Annotated in this window: 17 protein-coding genes and 1 pseudogene; 8 read left to right on the top strand and 10 right to left on the bottom strand. The window is 48.1% G+C overall.

The features are described 5' to 3' along the window. Positions 1 to 190: 190 nt before the first annotated feature. From DRI82_RS22850 to DRI82_RS22825, 6 genes are all read right to left on the bottom strand, one after another. The gene (locus DRI82_RS22850; protein WP_114196191.1) at positions 191 to 529 is read right to left on the bottom strand and encodes a hypothetical protein; all 339 of its coding nucleotides are present in this window, start codon (positions 527 to 529) and stop codon (positions 191 to 193) included. Positions 530 to 574: 45 nt separating this feature from the next. After that, positions 575 to 928 (bottom strand): hypothetical protein, encoded by a 354-nt coding sequence (locus tag DRI82_RS22845; protein WP_114196190.1) that lies wholly within the window; start codon positions 926 to 928, stop codon positions 575 to 577. Positions 929 to 1283: 355 nt separating this feature from the next. Next, positions 1284 to 1952 (bottom strand): SDR family oxidoreductase, encoded by a 669-nt coding sequence (locus DRI82_RS22840; protein ID WP_114196189.1) that lies wholly within the window; start codon positions 1950 to 1952, stop codon positions 1284 to 1286. Positions 1953 to 2101: 149 nt separating this feature from the next. Further along, positions 2102 to 3832, bottom strand: coding sequence for an ABC transporter permease (locus DRI82_RS22835; RefSeq protein WP_114196193.1), 1731 nt, complete (start codon positions 3830 to 3832; stop codon positions 2102 to 2104). A 5-nt stretch (positions 3833 to 3837) separates the two neighbouring features. Continuing rightward, entirely contained in the window at positions 3838 to 4809 is a 972-nt protein-coding gene (locus DRI82_RS22830; protein ID WP_114196188.1) for an ABC transporter substrate-binding protein, read from the bottom strand. A gap of 35 nt (positions 4810 to 4844) precedes the next feature. After that, a complete protein-coding gene (locus tag DRI82_RS22825) occupies positions 4845 to 5915 on the bottom strand; it encodes an ABC transporter ATP-binding protein (protein ID WP_114196187.1) in 1071 nt (356 codons plus the stop codon). Between the two features lie 385 nt (positions 5916 to 6300). Here DRI82_RS22825 and DRI82_RS22820 point away from each other — a divergent pair, with 385 nt between their 5' ends. The 6 genes from DRI82_RS22820 (at position 6301) to cho (ending at position 10976) form a co-directional block, all read left to right on the top strand. Further along, entirely contained in the window at positions 6301 to 6972 is a 672-nt protein-coding gene (locus DRI82_RS22820) for a hypothetical protein (protein WP_114196186.1), read from the top strand. 20 nt (positions 6973 to 6992) lie between these two features. Continuing rightward, entirely contained in the window at positions 6993 to 7226 is a 234-nt protein-coding gene (locus DRI82_RS22815) for a hypothetical protein (RefSeq protein ID WP_114196185.1), read from the top strand. A 95-nt stretch (positions 7227 to 7321) separates the two neighbouring features. After that, positions 7322 to 8020 carry a hypothetical protein gene (locus tag DRI82_RS22810; protein ID WP_157968132.1) on the top strand — a complete coding sequence of 233 codons (699 nt, stop codon included), beginning with the start codon at positions 7322 to 7324 and terminating at the stop codon, positions 8018 to 8020. A gap of 635 nt (positions 8021 to 8655) precedes the next feature. Next, positions 8656 to 9003: a hypothetical protein gene (locus DRI82_RS23970; protein ID WP_157968131.1), complete on the top strand. Its 348-nt coding sequence runs from the start codon at positions 8656 to 8658 to the stop codon at positions 9001 to 9003. Between the two features lie 55 nt (positions 9004 to 9058). Further along, positions 9059 to 9973, top strand: coding sequence for a hypothetical protein (locus tag DRI82_RS22805; protein ID WP_157968130.1), 915 nt, complete (start codon positions 9059 to 9061; stop codon positions 9971 to 9973). 142 nt (positions 9974 to 10115) lie between these two features. After that, positions 10116 to 10976: an excinuclease Cho gene (gene cho / locus DRI82_RS22800; RefSeq protein WP_114196182.1), complete on the top strand. Its 861-nt coding sequence runs from the start codon at positions 10116 to 10118 to the stop codon at positions 10974 to 10976. A 34-nt stretch (positions 10977 to 11010) separates the two neighbouring features. Here cho and DRI82_RS22795 read toward each other — a convergent pair whose 3' ends face one another. The 4 genes and pseudogenes from DRI82_RS22795 to smrA all read right to left on the bottom strand — a co-directional run bounded on the left by DRI82_RS22795 (position 11011) and on the right by smrA (position 16430). Continuing rightward, the gene (locus DRI82_RS22795) at positions 11011 to 11931 is read right to left on the bottom strand and encodes a transporter (protein ID WP_211317710.1); all 921 of its coding nucleotides are present in this window, start codon (positions 11929 to 11931) and stop codon (positions 11011 to 11013) included. Between the two features lie 86 nt (positions 11932 to 12017). Next, positions 12018 to 13975 (bottom strand): annotated as a pseudogene (locus DRI82_RS22790) (alkyl/aryl-sulfatase). 666 nt (positions 13976 to 14641) lie between these two features. After that, the gene (gene apbE, locus DRI82_RS22785; protein ID WP_114196181.1) at positions 14642 to 15712 is read right to left on the bottom strand and encodes an FAD:protein FMN transferase ApbE; all 1071 of its coding nucleotides are present in this window, start codon (positions 15710 to 15712) and stop codon (positions 14642 to 14644) included. Between the two features lie 148 nt (positions 15713 to 15860). Then, positions 15861 to 16430 carry a DNA endonuclease SmrA gene (gene smrA / locus DRI82_RS22780; protein WP_114196180.1) on the bottom strand — a complete coding sequence of 190 codons (570 nt, stop codon included), beginning with the start codon at positions 16428 to 16430 and terminating at the stop codon, positions 15861 to 15863. Positions 16431 to 16713: 283 nt separating this feature from the next. On the opposite strand from smrA, the gene DRI82_RS22775 reads away from it, so the two are divergent. Together DRI82_RS22775 and DRI82_RS22770 are read left to right on the top strand one after the other, a co-directional pair. Further along, positions 16714 to 17526 carry a mannosyl-3-phosphoglycerate phosphatase-related protein gene (locus tag DRI82_RS22775; RefSeq protein WP_114196179.1) on the top strand — a complete coding sequence of 271 codons (813 nt, stop codon included), beginning with the start codon at positions 16714 to 16716 and terminating at the stop codon, positions 17524 to 17526. Positions 17527 to 18927: 1401 nt separating this feature from the next. Further along, on the top strand, positions 18928 to 20148 hold the full coding sequence (locus tag DRI82_RS22770; RefSeq protein WP_114196178.1) for a glycosyltransferase family protein: 1221 nt from the start codon (positions 18928 to 18930) through the stop codon (positions 20146 to 20148). The last annotated feature ends 893 nt before the right edge of the window (positions 20149 to 21041 follow it).

Here is a 21041-nt window from a genome sequence, read left to right as displayed (position 1 = left end):
CGTAAGTAATCCATAGATGCAAATGTCAGATCGCGATGCGCCTGTTAGGGCGCGGCTGGCAAGAGAGCCTTATAGGCGCATATGAAAAACCTCCGGCTATGCCGGAGGATATTTATTAATGACAAAGTCCTGGCCTCACGGACAGGACTTTAACCTAATCTCGCTTTTAACTATTTTGGAATTCTACTCATCACCAGTTTTTCAGTTCAATACCATAAAGCAGCGTCGCCTTAAAATCTTCACAGGTATTCACCGGATTATTAGTTAACATCGCCAACTCAGCCAATTGTGCGACATGACCTTTACTTGCCGCATCAACCGTATACCAATGCGTCGCGTCACGATACTTGACTGCAATATTAAATTCCGTCTTATCATTCACGTGGGCAGTATTATTTATTCCCACTATCGATGCAGTTTCTACATAGATGCCATTAGCGTAGAGACACTGTTCTTTAAGGGTATTTCCTGCATTTGAAGTAAAGGATGTGACAATAAGCATTAAAAACAGCGGTAGATATATCTTCATTATTGTTCCTTGAGTTGAAATAAGTTGGGTAATATGTCGCTGATATTAACTGAACTCAATACCAAGCAGTTGCAATTTGGCAAAGTCGAAGCAGACATTAACTGGTTGATCGAGCATTTTTGCCACCTGCGCCATCTGCCCTACATGCCCCCCCGTAGTAGCATCCACATAGAAGAAATACTTAAATGAATCATCGATATAGTTTATTGCGAATTCAATGCTGTAACGTGGTGGAACATTATCTTTATCATAATCAAAGGCATTGATTTGTAGTATGCGGACTTTGGTATTGTAGACTTGTTGCTGGGCATCACAGTCAGCCTTAAGATTCTTTCCGGCCTGCGCCGTCAATGAAAATAGCGTGGTAATGATAAGGGGTACTAAAAGATATTTTTTCATTGGATTTCCTAATTATTATATCGTTAATTAACCATGATGCTGTGTGGTAATTAACAGGTAATGGTTTTTGAAAACAGATAAGGTGTGCAATTGATGATAAACACAATCACCGATAAAAATAGCATGCAGCTCAAGGAGAGACTAAATCATTATTTAACATTGCCTGGCGTGAAAATAATAGTGACTTTGGAAAGAAAACGTCAGGAATGTGTTAATAAGCGAAATAAACATGTATAGGGACAGGAGGTATTTAGATTCTTGCCTGATGAGTGAAATAGCATGTCATAGCGGGGAAATCACCCGCCATGACGTTGGAAATACCCACTTGGAAATACGGATTACAGTATTGAAGACGCTACATTGAGGATGCGGATTGCTGGATAATCGCCTCGCGTAAAGGCGTTTCCCCGCTACGGGCTTCCCACTGCTGACCAATGGTTTTATCTTCAGCCAAGGAAGCAATCACCAACGCAGCCACATCTTCCCGGGGAATTTCACCACGACCCACATCGCTGCCCAGCGTCACTTTTCCTGTCGCGGCAGCGTTACTGAGAGGGCCAGGTCGTATAATCGTCCAATCGAGGCCGCTGCTGCGTAATTCGCTGTCAGCATCCCGCTTGGCTGCAACATAGGCCGTCCAGACCTCATCGGCCTCTTCCACCAATGGATTATCCACACCCATCGCTGAAATTTGCACGTATCGGGTAATGCCCGCCAATTGTGCCGCCTGAGCCAGCAAAACCGAACCGGCATAATCAACGGTGCGCTTGCGTGCGGCCGTAGATCCCGCACCTGCTCCCGCAGCAAAAACTACCGCATCAGTTCCTTGTAATGCAGTTGCCAATTGTTCTGCTGTCGCATTTTCAATATCCAGTAAAATGGCATGACCGCCCAAAGACGTAATCCGTTCCATTTGCTCCGGTTTACGCACTATGCCTACTGGCTGATCACCCTGTGCTGCAAGTTGTCTGATAATAAGTTGACCAATCTGCCCATGGGCACCCACTATGGCGACCTTTGTCATATCCCCTCCACATTGCAATTCAGGCGCCGAACGCAATCAATATACGCCCGACCTGATCTTTAACTGTAGCACATAGGGAAAGAAGCTCAGGCTGGGGCACGGTGAAACCCATCGGGTCCCTAACTCCCCGCCAACCCCACTGATGCAGATTACACGTGCCACGGCAGTACTCCTTCTGGCAATCGGCGGGAAAATAGCGATGCCAGCAGCATAAATGCCAATACAACAGCGATCATCAGGCACCCCACCGCTGCCGCCAACGTTGACGATCCCCCCTCTTCAAGGAAAATGATCATCGGCCCCAGCGTCTGGGTATCTGAGGTCACCAGCAAAATAGACACCTGAATTTCGTTGAGAGCCGTCAGGAAGACCAGAATCGCGCCCGCCATGGCTGAGGGCGCGGCAATCGGCATGATGATGTCACGCATCCGCCGCAGAAACCCGGCGCCGAAAATCTGTGCAGCTTCATCAAGCGATCGCTCAATCTGTGCGAAACCCGCGAGCGTAGGCCGCAGCACCAAGGCAAGATAGTTGGACAGATAAGCTGCAAGAATAATCCACACGGTGCCATAGATACTCACCTGAATAAGCGGTAACGGCTTGAGGAAAAACAGAATCGCGGCAACGCCGATCACGATGCCCGGCAAGGCATACGCCAATTCGGTAGCAAGCTGTAGTGCTTTGACTAACAGGCTGCGCTGCCAACTCAAGTAGTAGGCTAAAAATAACGAGGCCAGAGTCAGGATAATGGCCGTCAGCAGCGTCAACCCCAGACTGGTGATAAATGCATGGCGAATGGCCGGGTAATCCAATAGCGCGTTGGTGTAGTTGACCAGCGTCACCGTTTTTGCGTTAAGTGCCTGACCAAAACCTGCTGTCAACGAACTGGTCAAGAGTGCAGAGAGCGGCAATAGCAGCGTCGCTGCCATCCATAGCCATACGCTGATTTCGAGCGGAAAACGCCAGCGGCCAAGTTGTATCTTCATTAATTTGCTGGTGCCATTAACCCTCACATCTCGCTTTCCGCCCAGATAACTGCTTACTATCAGCCCGGCAACGGTGATCAACGCTATTAATAGTGACAGCACCGCCATATCAGAGAGTGCTGAAGGGCCTGACATATTAAGTTGCTGGTAGACCAAGGTGATCAATGTGGGTACGCGTCCGGGTATACCAAGCATTGCCTGAATGCCAAAGTTCCCCGCAGAGGCAACGAAGCAGAGCGCGGCACCGGCAAAAATCGCAGGCCGTGCCAGCGGCAATATGACTGTGAGAAGTACACGTAACGGCGAAGCTCCGGTGCTTCTGGCCACCTCAACCAGATCGGCAGGCAGGTGCCGAAGACCTGCGCGTACCGTCAGAAATACCAGCGAGGCATTATGCAGACCCAGCAACAAAATGATTCCACGGGCCGAATAGAGAGGATGCCGCGTTCCTGCTGGCAGGGCCAGACCCAATGCATCAAGGATGATACTGGAAGGTGCAAAAGCCTGAACCCAGGCCAGCGCTGTGACCTGCGGCGGGATCATCAACGGCAGAATAAAGGCAAATACCCACGCACGCTTTAGCCGCATGTCGGTCAGTACCACCAGCAGCGCAGCCAAAGTCCCGAAGAGCACGGCGAGAAAGGTAGAGGAAAAAGCGATCCACAGCGTATTGATGGTGGCGCGCAACACTTTACCGGTCGCCAGAATATCCGTCAGACGGCCAGGATCCAGCACTCCCTGGGGGGCAATGGCGGCCCACACCAGCCGCACCAAGGGGGCAGCGGATAGAAAGGCAATCATCAGTGCCAGCAGGATCAGCACCCATTTTTCGCTGCCCGGCCAACTGAACTTGCGGGGTGACGGTTTCCGGGACATTTCGCTGACGGCACTCATAGGCATCAACCGCCGAAAATCTGACTGAATTTAGCCCGCACTTGCTCATCGTTGGCGACGGCTTTATCGGCATCCAGCGGCAGCAACGTGATCTGATTCAGCGGTGGGAATCCTTTGGGTGGTGCTACGCGATCATCGATCGGCATATTGCCCTGTTGCGCGACCAGTTGTTGCCCTTTTTCTGAGATTAGAAAATCAACGAAGACTTTCGCCGCGGGTACATTGCGCGCACTTGCCAGAATCGCCACAGGCTCAGTAATGAATGACACGCCTTCCTTCGGATAACTGAGATCAACCGGCGATCCTTTTTGTTTGGCGCGAATGACGTCAGCATCGGCAATAATCCCATACTTCGCCAGACCGCTGGCAACCGCCTTCAACGCTGGCCCATTCCCCCCTTCCGGGGCAATATCGTTCGCCGCCAGTTTTTGATAAAAATCCCAGCCCAACCCTTTTACGTTAATCAAGGTATGCAGATGGTTTAACGCAGCACCCGAATAGAGCGGGCTCGGAACAGCGACTTGTCCACGGTTTTCAGATTGCGTCAGCGCCATCCAACTGTCGACTGGTTTGGCATTCTTCGTGTTGTATGCGATCACCGTGGCGATCATTTTGGTTCCAAACCAGGTTTTGTCGCGATCGTAAAAGCGGGCATTGATGCCTTGTACCGGCGCATCTGGATACGCCTGTAACTTACCCTCTTTTTTCAGTACCCCCAAATTGATGGTGTCCGCCACCAGTAACACATCGGCCTTCACCTCCCCGGCCATCATTTCGGTTCGCAGCACATTCATCAACTGACTGGTTCCATTGCGCGACCATTCAACCTGAATTTCAGGATGTGCCGCCTTGAAAGCATCAATAGTCTGCTGGGCAATTTCAGGGGCCTGAGAGGTGTAAACCACTAATTTGCCCTGAGGGGCTGCCTGCGCGGCTGAGGCTACTATCACCAAAGAAAGCAAGTATTTCATGCGCATATCATTATCCTTGTTAAATGCGTGTAAAGGGGAAATCAGTTCACTGGGATCACCCAACCATCAATGATGGTCAACAACACGCTGTCGCCGATGTTGTGGCGCAGCGTGTCGCTGACATTGAGGGAGAGTGGGTATTCAGGGTGGGATTCGAGCTCAACATCCCACTGTTGGTAACCGCCGCGATAGACCTTGCGTGTCAGCCGGGACGGAATTCCAACCTCGGTAGCCGTCGCCAGTCGCAGATCGGCGGCATGCAATGAGATTTGTCCTTGCGGACATTCTGGCTGTTGCGAACTGGCACGCAACCGCAATGGATGATTGAAAAGACGTACATCAGCCATCCCTTTACCATCAGGGCGAATTTGCTCAACCGGCAGCACGCGACCATCGGCAATAAATCGAGCCACCATCGCGTTGGCGGGTTCACGGTAGAGCATTTCCGGCGTGGAGAATTGCATCACGCGCCCTTTGTCCATCACCACAACGCGATCGGCAAGCGCCATCGCTTCCTGCTGATCGTGGGTGATGTAGAGCATGGTGGCACCGGAATGGCGATGAAAGCGCGAGAACTCCTCCTCCATAGACGTGCGAAGATGAACGTCGAGATTGGCCAAGGGCTCATCGAGTAACACCACCGAAGGACGCGCCACCAGACAGCGGGCCAACGCAACCCGCTGACGCTGGCCGCCCGACAACTCGGCAGGCGCGCGTGCGCTAAACTGCGTCAGCCCGACCAACGCCAGGGCATCGAGCGTTCGCTGTTGCCGTTCGGCGCGATCAAGACCTGCAACTTTCAGACTGTACTCAACGTTTTCCACAACTGACATATGTGGCCACAGCGCATAGTTTTGAAAGACGATGCCCAGCGCCCTCTTCTCCGGCAGGATATGGATTTCTGATGAAGAGAGAAGTCGCTCACCTACGCAGATGGTTCCTTGATCCAACGGTTCAAAACCCGCAATCAAACGCAGAAGCGTGGTCTTGCCGCATCCGGAAGGACCAAGAACAGCGACGAATTCACCGTGGTTTATATGCAGCGTCACATCGTTCAACACCGGTTGGCTGGCAAAAGTTTTTTTCAGGTGGGTGATCTGAATAGCAGACATAGGCGCGGTCAATTTCCTTATTAAATCAGTATGAGAGATCGCCACAACATACCGGCGGTATATGACAGCCAAATGACTTAAACAGAGTCTATGGAAAATCCAAATACATTAAGTTGGTTTAAATCTAATTTAAAATTATAAATTAATAATATATATATTCAATCCACTTACGGAGTCCAAAAATAATCACAATAACAGATGGGAAAAATATGCCACAAATAATCCATTTATGGACAATCGAATTATTATTATAAACATTTTGATAATGATCAAGAAAAACACCAATGAAGCAAGAAATATAAAAAATCCCGTCTAAACCTATTCTCAACGGATATCCGTTAACGAAATGATTTTTGTGTCAGCCATTCAACAAAGAGGTGGAACTGTGTCTACAAGCTACGAAATTGATATTACGATGAGCCCGGATAGCGTTCAGAAACTTAAACAGCAGGGCTGCTCTTTACTGGCGTTCAAAGCGGTTAAAACCCAGGTGAGCAACGGGGCTCCTACGGTGTGGGTCAGCGCCAGTAATTTTCTCACCAGTACCAGCTTAAGTTGGGAAGCCAGTTATTCTGCCTATATATCGGCGCAGACCATAAAAAATCAGGTGACCATCAATACCAATACCAATGTTTCAGCGGATCTTGGTTATAACGTATTGGTCGACCAATATGGCAACCTGAGCACCAATACAAACGGGGCACAGGGTACCATTTCAATTATTAACCAGGCAGCAACACCTTATACTACAGGTGTTTCCCAATATAGTGACAATGGCGGAATGCAGCCTCTCTGTGCATTGCCCCTGAACGGCAACTTTATGGGTCAGGTTACACCGATTGAGAAAGTTCTACTGGTCTTCAGCACCGGTATTATCAATACGGGAACCGTTCTTTATTCAATCAGTTCTGCCGGTATGCTTATTGATCTCACGGGCGTCAATAATCGTGGCGTCGCGTTTGACATCAATACCGGTTGGGATGCACAAGGCGCAGCATGGGCCAAACAGATCGCGCCAAATGTAGCCTTGTCTCCTCTGCTTATCACACAAAACTAAATTTCCTATGGAGTAGTATCATGCCACAAGTTGTATTTTTACCCCATTCAAGCAATCAGTTTGGTGCCGGTGTCATTGCACAAAATCTAACGCTGACCACCACGGCAGTTACAGCAAATTTTTCCTATACAATGGGAAGTCATATTAGCGAAGATGGCATTGTACGCAATGGCGTTGCCACCGTATTGAATGTTAATGGACAAGCATTGACATTGGATAATGACTCCGGATATACCATTACCGGAAACTACTGATATCTGAAAACTCCTTCAGTAATAAATCAGTGTAAAAATAAATTAATAGCGGCCTTGGCTATGCATGCCCGTGGCCGCTATTGGTTCAGGGAAATATGATGGGTAATTATACGCTTAACCTGAATATAGACAGCTCCAGCCTGGTGACACTTAAAAACGCAGGGGCGAAGCTTTATCTGTTCAGGCGTTCTGAAAGTTCGAACTTAACCGGCGTACCGTTGATTTTTGATATTATCGCCAATTATCTGGAGAATAACGTCTATACGCTCTACCCTGAGATTAATGCCTATATTTCCAACTCGCCCATCTCGCCCAATCAAAAAATCAGAATCGGCCAGCAGATCCCCTGCCAACCAGGGAAAACGGTTAATGTTTCAGAATATGGCACCCTGAATATTCTCTCCTCGGCTCCTTCACCAGACGCCGTGTATTTCCAGAATAATACTGGCAATAGTTGGACGGCAGGTGTCAGCGCCACCTTGTTCTCCGATTGCAGCCAATTCGCCAATTTCAATGCATTAACACTCGACAACACGCAGATGCCGGGAATCAAACCCACCAATGCCATCATGTTGATGTGGTCCAGCAGTACATACTCCAGCGGCAGCAGTCTGGCTTACGCATTAAGTAACAGTATTCTCATCGATCTTGATCTCGCTGGCGGAAATGGCAATGTAACATATACCAGCACAGGATGGAGCAGCCAGAATAGCGGTATAGAATATGTTCCCAGTGGCGCACCGCTGGGAAAAATACTGTTCTGCAAACCTGCTGACAATAAGCCTTATCTTTGAAAATAAATTCAGGAGAAAGCTCATCACCGCCATAATTTCCAATGAGGTAACATCATACATGAATACTGATACCTACTGAATCTTTTCGGTCTATGTTATTTTTCAGAAAAGGTCACTGCTCCTTGATAATTTATATATACCTCCTCAAGGAACTCTGACTTGGCATTCTCCCGCCCGGTTGCAGTAATCAACTGATACAGCGCATCGTAGGTATAGGTGTTCGTCCCGTCGTTAGTGCAAAAGAAGAAGATACACTGCGTTGATAAATCATTAAAAACCTTTATTATTCAAATAATTGAATGGATTTTAATGATAATGCGAGAGAAAAAAATGGAGGTATCATTCTTGGAGGGCTGAATTGGTCTTTTTTGCAGGAGTGGTTCTTATGGGAATAACAGCGTTATCAGTATTAATAGTCATGTTGACATTGAAACATTAAAAAAATCATACCGAAATTTAAATCATGAGAATATATATTTCCATGATTTTAAACCTTTAATTCATTACAAACAAAAGAATCAGAATTTAAAAAACAGATGAGCCTTATCTCATCATTTATTGCACTCAACAGAGAAAGTTGTAGGTGATATATTTCTCCTCGGCACCGTCAATTAAAACAACGTTAAGGAATGAAAATGAATACCGTAAAAAAAATATCTTTGATAACTTTATCATTACTCTCTTTAAATTCCATGGCCCATGCTGCCAGTACCTATAATTTCGCAGGAACTATCGTGGCCTATGGTGTCGATACCAGCGAAGCTCCTTGTTTCGCGGCATATTACAATCCCAATGACCCTTATTACTCATTTGGTTGGCATCAGGGAGGATCAGATAAAGTCTGTAATGGATTAAAAAACGCCTATTTATTAGGAGCAACGGTTGAAGGCACTGCATCAGTAGCAGAATCAACAACATATAATATAATACAAAGCATTCAATCACGCGACTCAAGGGTTCATGGGCTTCCTTATGGGCAGTAAATATAGCGACTGCAATAGTAAGTTAACTATCCAACCAGCATATATAGAGGCGAGAATGACAAGGAAATCAACGTTTCCGCTCATATTAACAAGGCAGCTCATCGTCTTGTTATTCATTGGTATCCCCTTTTATTCTTTTTCTATCACACCCGTCAACTTGGTATACCGAATTGACAGTCGCCCCTTGGAGGAATTATTAAATCCTGCAGTTGATGGTATGCGACCACGAGACAATAATGGTGAATTGGTCAGGGATGAAGATCTTACACGTCATTTTGAGGGAGAATCTGTGGAGGGAAGTACCAGTGCCTTTGTTTCTACAACCTCAACACTTGAAAATGCCGTGGACATTTCCTACGCAATGGCAGAAAGGGATGACGAAGGTCAGTTGGATCCCAATGCGGTTCTATATATTTATGCAATAAGACCCTCAGTTGATTTTTACGAAATTGAAGGCTCTTTTAACGCAGCTATTGAAAATGCGCCCCCGGGTTCCCGGCACCGCGATGTCCTGCGTTCCCTTATCCGGGATTATGGTAACCTGGATGAGTGGGCAGCTTTGGGTGGATTTGGCGCGGATCGCATTATCTCAGTCGCTGAAATTACAGGGGCAATGTTAATAGAACACGAAGCGGCACCGGGGGAGATGTTTTCCCCCGAATATTGGGAATCACGGATGATGAGTAATGCAATTTACAGCACAGATTCTGACAATGATACCTCGAATGCCAACCCGTGGCACAACGTGGGTGAGTCACGGGGTTTTACCACCGAAGTGCGTAATAGTACGGCGGGAGATCGGGTTTTAATTGCTGACAGTTGCCTCGGCGTTCGCCCGTCAACATCTTCAATGCTCCTCAAGAGTTCCAAAACTCTCGATCTCGCCTGCGAGAATAGAAAAAAACCGCTAAATATGTTCCGAAACTTTTATTACACGCCTTTTGCTGTTGCTCTTGATTTATTCGATTGAATTAAAACGTGAGGGCTGGCACGCTAGCCCTCTTCTCTCCTCTCCTTGCAAAACAAACCTTCAATATCAATCCAAAACCCATCTTCCTGCAATGCACAAAATCTGATAGCCTGTACATAATTACAGTATAAGGGATTTATCAGTGTCCAGACGTGTTTCAACCCATCGGCTTGAGTTCGAGCCAGCAGCCATTTATCAATACCCTGAACATTTGCGAGATTCCCTGGCGACATTGCCAAAATGCCCAGGTGTGTATATTTTCCACGGCGACAGCGACGTTATGCCGTTGTACATCGGCAAAAGCATCAATATCCGCAGCCGCGTCATGTCCCATTTGCGTAATGCGGATGAAGCCCGACTGCTGCGTCAGGCCCGGCAGATTACCTATATTGCAACGGCGGGCGAAGTCGGTGCACTATTGCTTGAAGCACAGATGATTAAAAAATTACAGCCGCTGCACAATAAACGCCTGCGGCACAATCGTCAGCTTTGTTCCTTGCAGTTGCAACAGGGCAAACCGCAGGTGGTTTACGCCAAAGAAATTGATTTTTCACATCAACCCAATTTGTATGGCCTGTTCTCAAACCGACGGGCTGCATTGCAGGCAGTGATCGGCATCGCCGACAAACATCAGCTCTGTTACGGTCTGCTTGGTATTGAATCGGTTTCAGCGGGACGGGGATGTTTTCGTTCAGCACTTAAACGTTGTGCCGGAGCATGTTGTGGAAAAGAGAGCATTGACGCACACCAACAGCGCCTGTTGGCTGAACTGCATTCTCTGCAACTGGTGTGCTGGCCCTATTCTGGTGCCATTGCGCTGGCAGAACAGTTCGGCAATATGAAGCAGTATCATATTGTGCGAAACTGGTTCTATCTGGGGTCGGTCACTGATCTTGCTGAGGTGGGAACCCTGAAATCTGCCTCACAGAATTTTGACAGCGACGGGTACAAGATCCTTTGCGGTCCGATTCTGCAAGGGCAGATTGAGATTATTGAGCTGTGATGTGCGCCCGGAACGTCATAATCCCGTTCATGGTTTACCAGGCGTATTGCAATCTGAAAGTCCAGGTATCCATATCAGGGGATCCGGATCGTTTTGAAACCGTATCAGAATACGCGATCAGGCCACCAAATTGCGGCGACAGTTGGAAACCAACGGTGGCACCCAATAGCACATTCTCTTGCTCGTTATCCTGTAGTGAGCCATTAACCCGACTCTCCCCGCCCACGCTGTAAGTAGAATCTATCGAAGCCCAGAGCGCGCGGTTGAAATTGTAGCTATAGTGCCCTTCGATGGCATACAACGGACGTTGCGAAAGTTGCCCTTCACCGTGATATTCATCGTTGTCGGTATAAAAAGAGACCCAGGTGTTGAGTTCAAGCCAGGTCGGTCCTATTGGCTGACCAAAGGCCAACTCGGGTTTGAACACCCAGCGGTTGGCACCAATATTGATTACCTTGTTTCGGTCATAGTCTCCCGTTGGTGCTGTCACCCAAATTGCCCCCGTGAGGAACGTTTCTGGCGTCCACTTCACAAACTCCTCTTTGCTCAACGCCGGTGCACCAAACAGATTATGCACAAAAATAAATTGTGTATCTCCGGCACCATTATTTTTTTTAGTCCCATCGAAGAACTGTCCATCATCAAAAGACGCTTTTACCCGGGCATAAGGTTGTAGAATTTGTATCGCCGACGAACGGCCATCGATAGCAAAAGAATGGGCATAACGTAAAATATATACATCGGCGTCAAGTTTCAGACCATCAAGAGGTAATGACGTATCAATAGACGTATTGGTATCAACTCGGCTGTAATAACCAAAAATCAGATTCAAATCAGTAGGCAAATTTTGCCAGTCACGCGCGTTATCCGCTTCGCAAATCAGGGGCGCTCCGCATAGTAACAAACCGAGTCCGTAGAGTGTTTTTACCCGTGAGATATTTTTTATTTCAGCCATGTCTGCAATCCTCATTAACTCTTTTTTATTATTGATAAAACGGAAAAAAGGCAGCGTTATCTTTACGATTAACGCTGCCTTTAATGTTATGGCGTTATGATATTGAACATGCCTGGGAAGGTATCGAGTAACCCCAGCAATTCGTTTATTTTCTCTTTGTTTCCTTCTACCTTGACATTATCGTCGGCAATCACTTTATCCAGTGCTGTCCCTTCCATTGTCAGGCGTGAGAAACTTGTTTTATCGGCAGTAATAGTGGCGTCCGCATTATCGAATGTTTTATTGGCGCTGTAGATAATCACGCTGTTACGCAATTCAATCGCATAGTTTGCCCCATCAGGCAATTTCCAATTCAGGCGAACAGATTTGCCGTTGGCTTTCGGTCCATCCAAACGCACACCCATATAATCAAGCATCAATTCTGGGCTCATTGCATTCAACATATCTGCACTGGCGGTACTGATAGCAGGCAAATCAGGTACACCATTACGCAACTCATACGCGCCCATCAAATACTCATTACGCCAGGTAGGATCCTCTGTCTGGTATCCCAACTGTTCAAAGGCATCGGCCTGAAGATTACGTGCCGCCTGATTTTTCGGATCGGCAAAAACCACGTGTTTCATGACTTCAGCGACCCAGCGATAATCCCCTTGTTCCATAGACTGTTTCGCTTTGGTGATAATTGCATCCGCGCCCCCCATATAATCCACATAGCGTTTTGCGACTTCTACCGGTGGCAGAGGATGTAAATTCGCCGGATTACTGTCATACCAACCGAGATAACGCTGATAAATGGCCTTGGCATTGTGGTTTACTGAACCGTAATATCCCCGGTTCGCCCAGCGTTTGCCCGTGCTGTCCGGCAACTGTAATTCCTCAGCAATTTCAGTCATCGTCAGACCCTTATTAGCCAGGTTTAACGATTGATCGTGGATATATTTGAACATATCCCGTTGGCTGCCCAGGTAATCGACAATTTTGTCTTTACCCCACATCGGCCAATGGTGCTGGGCAAAAACCACTTCAACCTCATCACCGTGCGTATTGATGGCCTCGTTCAACACCTTCCACCAATTGGAAGCATCGCGAACCTGGGCACCACGTAGGGTATACAAATTATGCAGGGTATGGGTCGCGTCCTCTGCGGTATCGAGTGCCTTGAACTGCGGGAACCAAATCAGCATCTCAGTCGGCGCTTCCGTATCCATCGCCATTTGGAACTCCATTTGCACACCGTCCACCGTTCTGGTTTCACCGGTCCTGGTTATGATATCGGTAGGGGGAATCAGCGTGAAGGTACCTATCGAGGTCGTTTTCCCCAACCCTGCGTCCAATTGCCCACGATCGCTGCGTGGAAGCATCGCGCCATATTGGTAAAGGGTCCGTCGGCTCATCGCATTTCCAGCCAATACGTTTTCGCTGACCGCATCGGCAAGGAATCCTACCGGGGCAAGGATTTTCACTTTTCCGGATTTAACATCATCTTCAGTGGTCACCCCTTTTACGCCGCCATAGTGGTCTGCGTGGCTATGGGTGTAAATAACGGCAACAACAGGTTTTTTCGGTCGATTTTTATAGTAAAGATCAAGGCCGGCTTTTGCGACTTCGGTGGTAACCAAAGGGTCAATAATGATCAATCCGGTGTCACCTTCCACGATGGTCATATCCGATAAATCAAAGCCACGAATCTGATAGATACGGTCGGTGACTTTAAATAGACCGTTATTCATATTCAATTGCGCGATACGCCATAAACTGGGGTTTACTGTTGCCGGGGCTCTCCTTTAATAAAGCCATAGGTAGTCAAATCCCAGGATACATTCCCCTTTTCATCTTTAATTGTCATTGGATCCAGTGTGGCAACAAACCCTTTCTTTGCATCTTCGAAATCTTGCTTATCATTGAAAGGGAGATCTTTCAGTACCGCTTCATTGGCTGCTTTGGTGAAGGAGCTCGCTTCTTTCGGTTGTTCAACCTGAGCAAATACTAAACTGCTGTTTATACCCAATGTAACCATTAGCGCCAGGTAGCTGAATTTCATCATGATTTACCTTTTAAAAACTTAAACGTGAATAAGGAAATTTTTTATTTCACCGTAGAGATGCAATGAACCGGCAGCCCTATAACAAAAACAGGGACATAGTTAATGACGAAAAAAAGTCCCACCCAAGAATGAACAGGCATTAAGAATTCGCGTCATCGAAACGCAGATGTAATAGCAATATATAAAATCGAAATAATGCTATTAACCCAAAAATGAAGATGCAACGTTAATTTACGTCAGGAATTTTCAGGCTCTGAACTGTCAGATTTATTAATTACCCATGACACCTCAGTGTCTTCTGTTTCTATATGTAAGAAAGCGTAGACGATAGTCTATTTTTAGACAATTATTTCCATTGAGTGAATTTTTAGGAAAAATGATGTCAGAAATCGGGCAGGATGAATGGTTAGTTGACAGATAAATACATTAAATATCAATAAATTATCGGTATTTTCTTTTATGGGGTATGCGTTGATTTTTTTGGAACGAGCGTTTTCTTTAACCCAAAAATCAACAATACCGGATTAAATGAGGATTTCGTTGATTACTGGTCAATAATAAATTAGGATTTTTAGTATAAAACAGCATTTTTTGAATCAGGATTCGTTAGCAGCAACTATATGATAGCGCGGTAATAATTCACCGCGCGACGTAAAGCACCTCTTAAGGATTAACAAGAAATGCCTGGAACTGTGGGGACATATACGTTTTGAACCGATCGCCCTCTTTGCTAATAAGATAAACCGCCAATCCGTGTTGTTTGGCCAGTGCAAGCGCTTTCTCTGTACCTAAAACCATCAGGCCAGTATCCCAACCATCCGCTTCTGTTGCCGTAGGTGAAATAACCGTTGCCGACACCAGCTTATGGGTAATAGGTCGTCCTGTAGCAGGATCGATGATGTGTGAAAAGCGCTTACCATCGACTTCGTAATAGTTACGATAACTGCCCGAGGTACTGATTCCATGCCCTTGCAGATCGACGATTGCCTGAACCGCATTTTCCCGATCGGTGGGTTTTTGAATCGCGACACGCCAGGGTTTTCCCTGACCGTTATATCCACGGGATACCACCGCGCCACCCACTGATACCAAATAGTTCCTGATCCCCCGCCGCTCCATCAGACGCGCCAGATTATCGGTGGCATAGCCTTCACCCACAGTGGACAAATCGACATACAGTCCTGGTAAATCTTTCTGTAACCATTGGCCTTCCGCTTTATGAATGACTGTCAGATGTTGCAAACCGGTTTGCGCTTTCGCCTGATCAATTTGCTGTTGCCCAGGTTCTTTCACTGGCTGCTTTTCTGGCCCAAATCCCCATAGGTTCACCAGTGGTCCAACGGTGATATCCATGGCACCCTTCGTCAATGCGCCAATACGTAACGCGCAGACCACCAAATCAGCCATGTCTGCGCTGACAGGCTGGGGTTCATTCCCGGTATATTGATTGAAACGCGACAGTACCGAGTGAGGTTTGTAGGTGGAGATTTCACCGTCATCTTTTGCCAACTGCGCGGTGATGGCTTCGCGCAGACTGGCCTCCTCCTGCGGATCCACCCCCGCCAGGCTGACACGGTAAAATGTCCCCATGGTTTTCCCTTCTATTACCAAAGGTTGTGACGCTGCGTTGGGAGCCGTTGGCGCATCGTTGCAAGCGCTAAGCAGGGTAAAACTGCCGAGAAACAGCGCTTGGTGGAGAGTTCGGCGTGTAAACCATGTCGTGCCAGAAAGCATCAGGAAGTCCGTCATAAAATAAGGATGTTGTAAGGATTTCATCAGATTGGTGAATTTGATGCAGCAATAAAATCACTATTTTCAGAAAGCTATCATGACCCGGCTCAAAGAAGGAGCAATAACAGGTCATTAAAGAAGCAGCTCAAATTTATCGACTATGTTTGGCGTGCCGTTCCCAGTTCTCCTGCCTGGCATCCGCGGATTTTTTCAGGATGACGTAACAGGCACCTTCCCCGCCATCATGACGCTGTGCCACACAGAACGCTTGTACCTGATCGAGCTGTTTAAGCCACTTTGCCACATAACTGCGGATAATATTGGGATGACTGTTCTCTTCCCGGCCTCGCCCATGAATGATCAACAGCGTTCGCCATTGTTCCTCCTGCGCCTGGCAATAGAATGCAAACAGCGCTTGTCGGCACACCTCTACCGGTTGACGCAGTAGATTCAGGCTGGCATTGGGCGTGTATTTCCCTTTGCGCAATTTTTCAAGAACGCCAATCTGCACGCCCGGATCCTTGTAATCCAGAGAGGTTTCCAGATTTATTACGTCGAGAAAACCCACCGTCAACGTATTCTCAGCCGCCAGTTGAACCTCTTCCAACAGCTGTTTTTTTTCGGGGTTGCTACTTTTGAGGTAAACCACATCACGCTTGGGTGGCAATGGCGTTACATCGGCCATTTCCTGACTGAACAGGCTTTCATCATCATCTTTCATGGTTTCCCCCTTTCCATCCCCTATTCTAGCCCCGAAAAATCGGCAGGTGAACCAGGAGGAAGAAAAAGCGGGAGATTGCCCCGTCTGCAAAATTTCCCTGTATAAGCACTGCCGCACTGTCAGCGATCTCCCACACCCCATGCAAATCGTGGGTGATAAACCACCGTATACTAAGAGGGCAAACCTTGGGCAACATCGCAGTTATTACCGTATATACTTACTCCTCCGACGGAATGGTTTGTGTGTTTTATGCTGTTCTTCCGCGTTCGACAGAGGATAGAAAATGCCCTATCTCGATGATTCACTTCTTATTTTTACCGATCTTGATGGATCCTTGCTCGACCATAATACCTACAGTTGGCAGGCGGCCGCGCCTTGGCTCACCCGATTGGCACAGCATAAAATCCCGGTGATTATCACCACCAGTAAAACAGTCGCAGAAGTGACGTTACTGCAACAAAGACTGGGACTGTCGGGGTATCCTTTCATTGCTGAAAACGGTTCAGTGGTGTGTTTGCCGGAGAGTTGGCAGCGTCATCCTGATTCCCCACGAAAAATATTTGGCAGTGATTATGTGCATATCCGCGCCGTTATCGGCCAATTACGCCAGCAATTTGATTTTGAATTTCGTGGATTCGGTGATGTCACTGTGGCACAGGTCGCGGACTGGACGGGGTTGCCCGTCAACGACGCACATCTCGCGATGCAACGTGAGGGTTCTGAACCGCTGGTGTGGTTTGGCAGCGACGGCGATCTGCGTCGTTTTGAACAAAAGCTGGTTCAGGAAGGATTGACGCTCACACGTGGCGGTCGATTTTGGCACGTAATGGGAGCGAGTGTCAGTAAAGGAGCTGCGGTGGCGTGGTTGACGGGGGAATACCGCACGCAGCGTGGCCACAGAATGACCACGTTGGGACTCGGTGACGGGCCCAATGATATTTCGATGCTAAATGCCGTTGACCGCGCAGTTGTGATCCCCGGGCACCATAATCATGCGATGACGCTTGATCATCATCATGGCGATACTGTGTTTCGGACTAGGGCCGGTGGGCCCGAGGGATGGGGGGAGGGAATGGATCATTTTATTAGCTGTTGATATTGGCATCTGGCAGGAAACGTAAACGCGTTCCCTGCACCCGCGTTTTCCGCAATATGTTTTGCCTACTGCGCGGGTTTTGGTTGAGATGAGTTTTGTTTTCACCTTGAGGCTTAGGCGCCAGCGTTAGGTTTTAAAAGATAGCTTTGTTGGTTGAACGCGCAGGCTATGTTGTTGTTCTTTAAGTATTATGTTTGGCGTTCAAGCAGGGGACAAAAGCGTGTCCCCTGCACCCGCGCTTTCCGCAGCATAAATTGCCCACTGCGTGGGTACCTTCGGTTGTCATTCCGGCGGACGGGTCGGCTTTAGGCTACAGTCCCTGTAGCCGGACGCCTTTCGCCGCCGTCCTGGCGGCTCATCCCTGCCTGCATTCCGCCCTCAGCAATTCATGATGCTCGGGAGAAGGTCAACGTCAAAATGAACTTTGTATTTCAATGTCTGTGAAGGTCAAAAGATAGCTTTGCTGGTTGAACGCTCAAGCTATGTTGTTGTTCTTTAAGTATTAAGTTTTGCGTTCAAGCAGGGGACAAAAGCGTGTCCCCTGCACCCGCGCTTTCCGCAGCATAAATTGCCCGCGTTGCGGGTCCCCTCGGTTGTCATTCCGGCGGACGGGTCGGCTTTAGGCTACAGGTCCCTGTAGCCGGACGCCTTTCGCCACCATCCATGGCGGCTCATCCCTGCCTCCATTCCGCCCTCAGCAATTCATGATGCTCGGGGGAAGTTCAACGTCAAAAGCAATGAAAATATAAAGAAGACATAAAAGAGTGGGTTTATCGCTTTTGATTCTGCTTTTGTCTTTTGACCTTGTTGGCGCACTCAGGAATATTGCCGACGAGTCTGGAGGGCCGAGGGAGCCGCAGGGACGCGGCGAAAAGCTCTGCATCGCCGGGAGCGATTCAGAGCTGGCTCGATAAGCCCGCAAGACGTGGGAGGGAACCGGTGAAACCGGCAATATTTCCGCGCCTAGCCCGGGTTCAAAGGGGCGCGGCGATGGCGCTCCTTTGTCGGTTGAGGCTGGAAGGCTCAAGTAGAAAAACACATTTATATCAACCGAAACCTGCTCCGAGCCCGCTTTAAAAATCTAACGCTAGCGCCTAAGCTTCAAGGTGAAAACAGTACTCATATCAACCGAAACCGGCTCAAAAGCCATCTTTTAAAATTGAAATTAAAATTGAAATTAAAATCCCTCCCTATTAGCGCCCGGTGCGCGCTCCCGCACCACCCTCCCACCCCCTCCCATTTTGCGACTTATTTCACATTATTTTTGCCTGTCTGCCGCAGGCGAACTACGATTTAAACGTTCGGGAATGATCCGTACCTGAATAGTTTGGCAATAAAAAACAGAATATTTGTCAGATTTTAGCCGTATTGGCGGCACTTTTTCTTTAACGGGAGATGTCTATGAGCGATTTCTATCAGGATGGGGTAATCACCAATTTCCATAATTTCTCACGCCGTAAACTGGAAGAACTGGAGTATGACCTTAAGGTTTTCTCTGGTCGGCGATCGATGGGATTGATTCTCCCCTCTCTGTTCTCTGAATTGGAAGGTCCAGCCCTCACCCATATTGTTGATGAACTAGCACAAGTGCCTTACCTCGAAGAGATCGTCATCGGCCTGGATCGCGCCGACCGCGACCAGTTTTTATTTGCCCGTGAGTTTTTCTCCCGCTTGCCTCAGCGTCACCGCATTTTGTGGAATGATGGGCCACGTCTCAAGGCTTTGGATGAAGAACTGAAGCAGGAAGGACTTTCCCCCGCCGAACCCGGAAAAGGCCGCAATGTCTGGTTCTGTGTCGGCTATACGCTGGCTTCACGACGTACGTCTGTCGTCGGACTACATGATTGTGACATTGTCACGTACAATCGCGACATGTTGGCTCGCTTGATGTATCCCGTCGCCAATCCAAATTTCCATTATGACTTCTGCAAAGGTTATTACGCCCGCGTCGCCAACGGTAAGCTCAATGGTCGTGTCGGTCGTTTGCTGGTCTATCCGCTTCTGAAATCCCTGCAAAAAGTCTACGGCAATTCCGAGTTTCTAGAATATCTGCGCAGTTTCCGCTATCCACTTTCTGGTGAATTCGCCATGCGTACCCATGTACTCAGCGATCTGCGCATTCCAAGCGATTGGGGATTGGAAATTGGGGTACTGTCAGAACTGCACCGCAATACCGCGACCAAACGTATTTGTCAGGTCGATATCGCCGATAATTACGATCACAAGCATCAGCCAATGTCGGAAGATGATGCGACCAGCGGCCTGCAACGCATGAGTATTGATATCACCAAGGCGCTGTACCGTAAAATGGCGGTGCTGGGCGTTAATCTGACGAGCGAATCCTTCCGCGTACTGAAAGCCACCTATTACCGCACAGCGCTGGATATGATCGATGACTTCGATCATGATGCAAAAATGAACGGTCTGACGTTTGACCGCCACAGCGAAGAGTCCGCCGTCGAGTTGTTCTCAGGAGCCATCATCGACGCTGGTCAGGCATTTGTGGAAACTCCCAGCGAAAAACCGTTTATACCGAGCTGGAGCCGCGTTCTGTCCGCCTTCCCTGATATGCAGGAACGCATCTACGAGGCCGTAGAGAAAGATAATCAGGGCGAAGTTTAGTTTTTGATATGAGTTTTGTTTGAGTATTGTTTTCTACTTGAGGCTTAGATGCGAGCATTAAAGGCTTTGCTGGTTGGATACTTTGGCTAAGTTGTTGTTCTTTAAGTATTAAGTTTTGCGTTCAAGCAGGGGACAAAAGCGTGTCCCCTGCACCCGCGCTTTCCGCAGCATGAATTGCCCGCGTTGCGGGTCCCTTCGGTTGTCATGCTGGACTTGAACTCTCAAGGGGCTGGTTTTTAAAAGAGGTTCGGAGCAGGTTTCGGTTGATATAAAATGGTTTTTCTACTTGAGCCTCGCCGCCTCAACCGCCATAGGGGACCTAGCCGTCCCCTATGAACCCGGGCTTTTTCGCGGCATTTCTCGCCGGCTGCGCCGGTACCTTCACTCATCACTCCGGCGGACGGGTCGGCTTTAGCCACCAGTCCCTGGCGGCGGACGCCTCTCCGCGCCATCCATGGCGCTTCGCCCCTGCCTGCGTTCTTCGCTCAGCGAGTCATGACGCTCTGGGAAGGTCAACGTCAAAGGCTACTGATAAAAAAATAATGATTAATTGATAAAATCCTGAGGTTTTGATTTTTTGCTTATGATCATTTCTTTTGATTATTTCTTTTGTCTTTGACCTTCCCCCGAGCATCATGAATTACTGAGGGCGGAATGGAGGCAGGGATGAGCCGCCAGGACGGCGGCGAAAGGCGTCCGGCTACAGGGACTGTAGCCTAAAGCCGACCCGTCCGCCGGAATGACAACCGAGGGCACCCGCAACGCGGGCAATTCATGCTGCGGAAAGCGCGGGTGCAGGGGACACGCTTTTGTCCCCTGCTTATATCTTGATTATCACTTTAACAGAGCGATAATCCCCTGACTGATCATCGGGGGTGCTGTTGTGAGTTTGT

Source organism: Edaphovirga cremea, from assembly GCF_003332275.1.
Classification (GTDB): Bacteria; Pseudomonadota; Gammaproteobacteria; order Enterobacterales; family Enterobacteriaceae; genus Edaphovirga; species Edaphovirga cremea.
The sequence above is the reverse complement of the archived record's forward strand: the minus strand, read 5'-3'. Positions and strand labels throughout refer to the sequence as shown.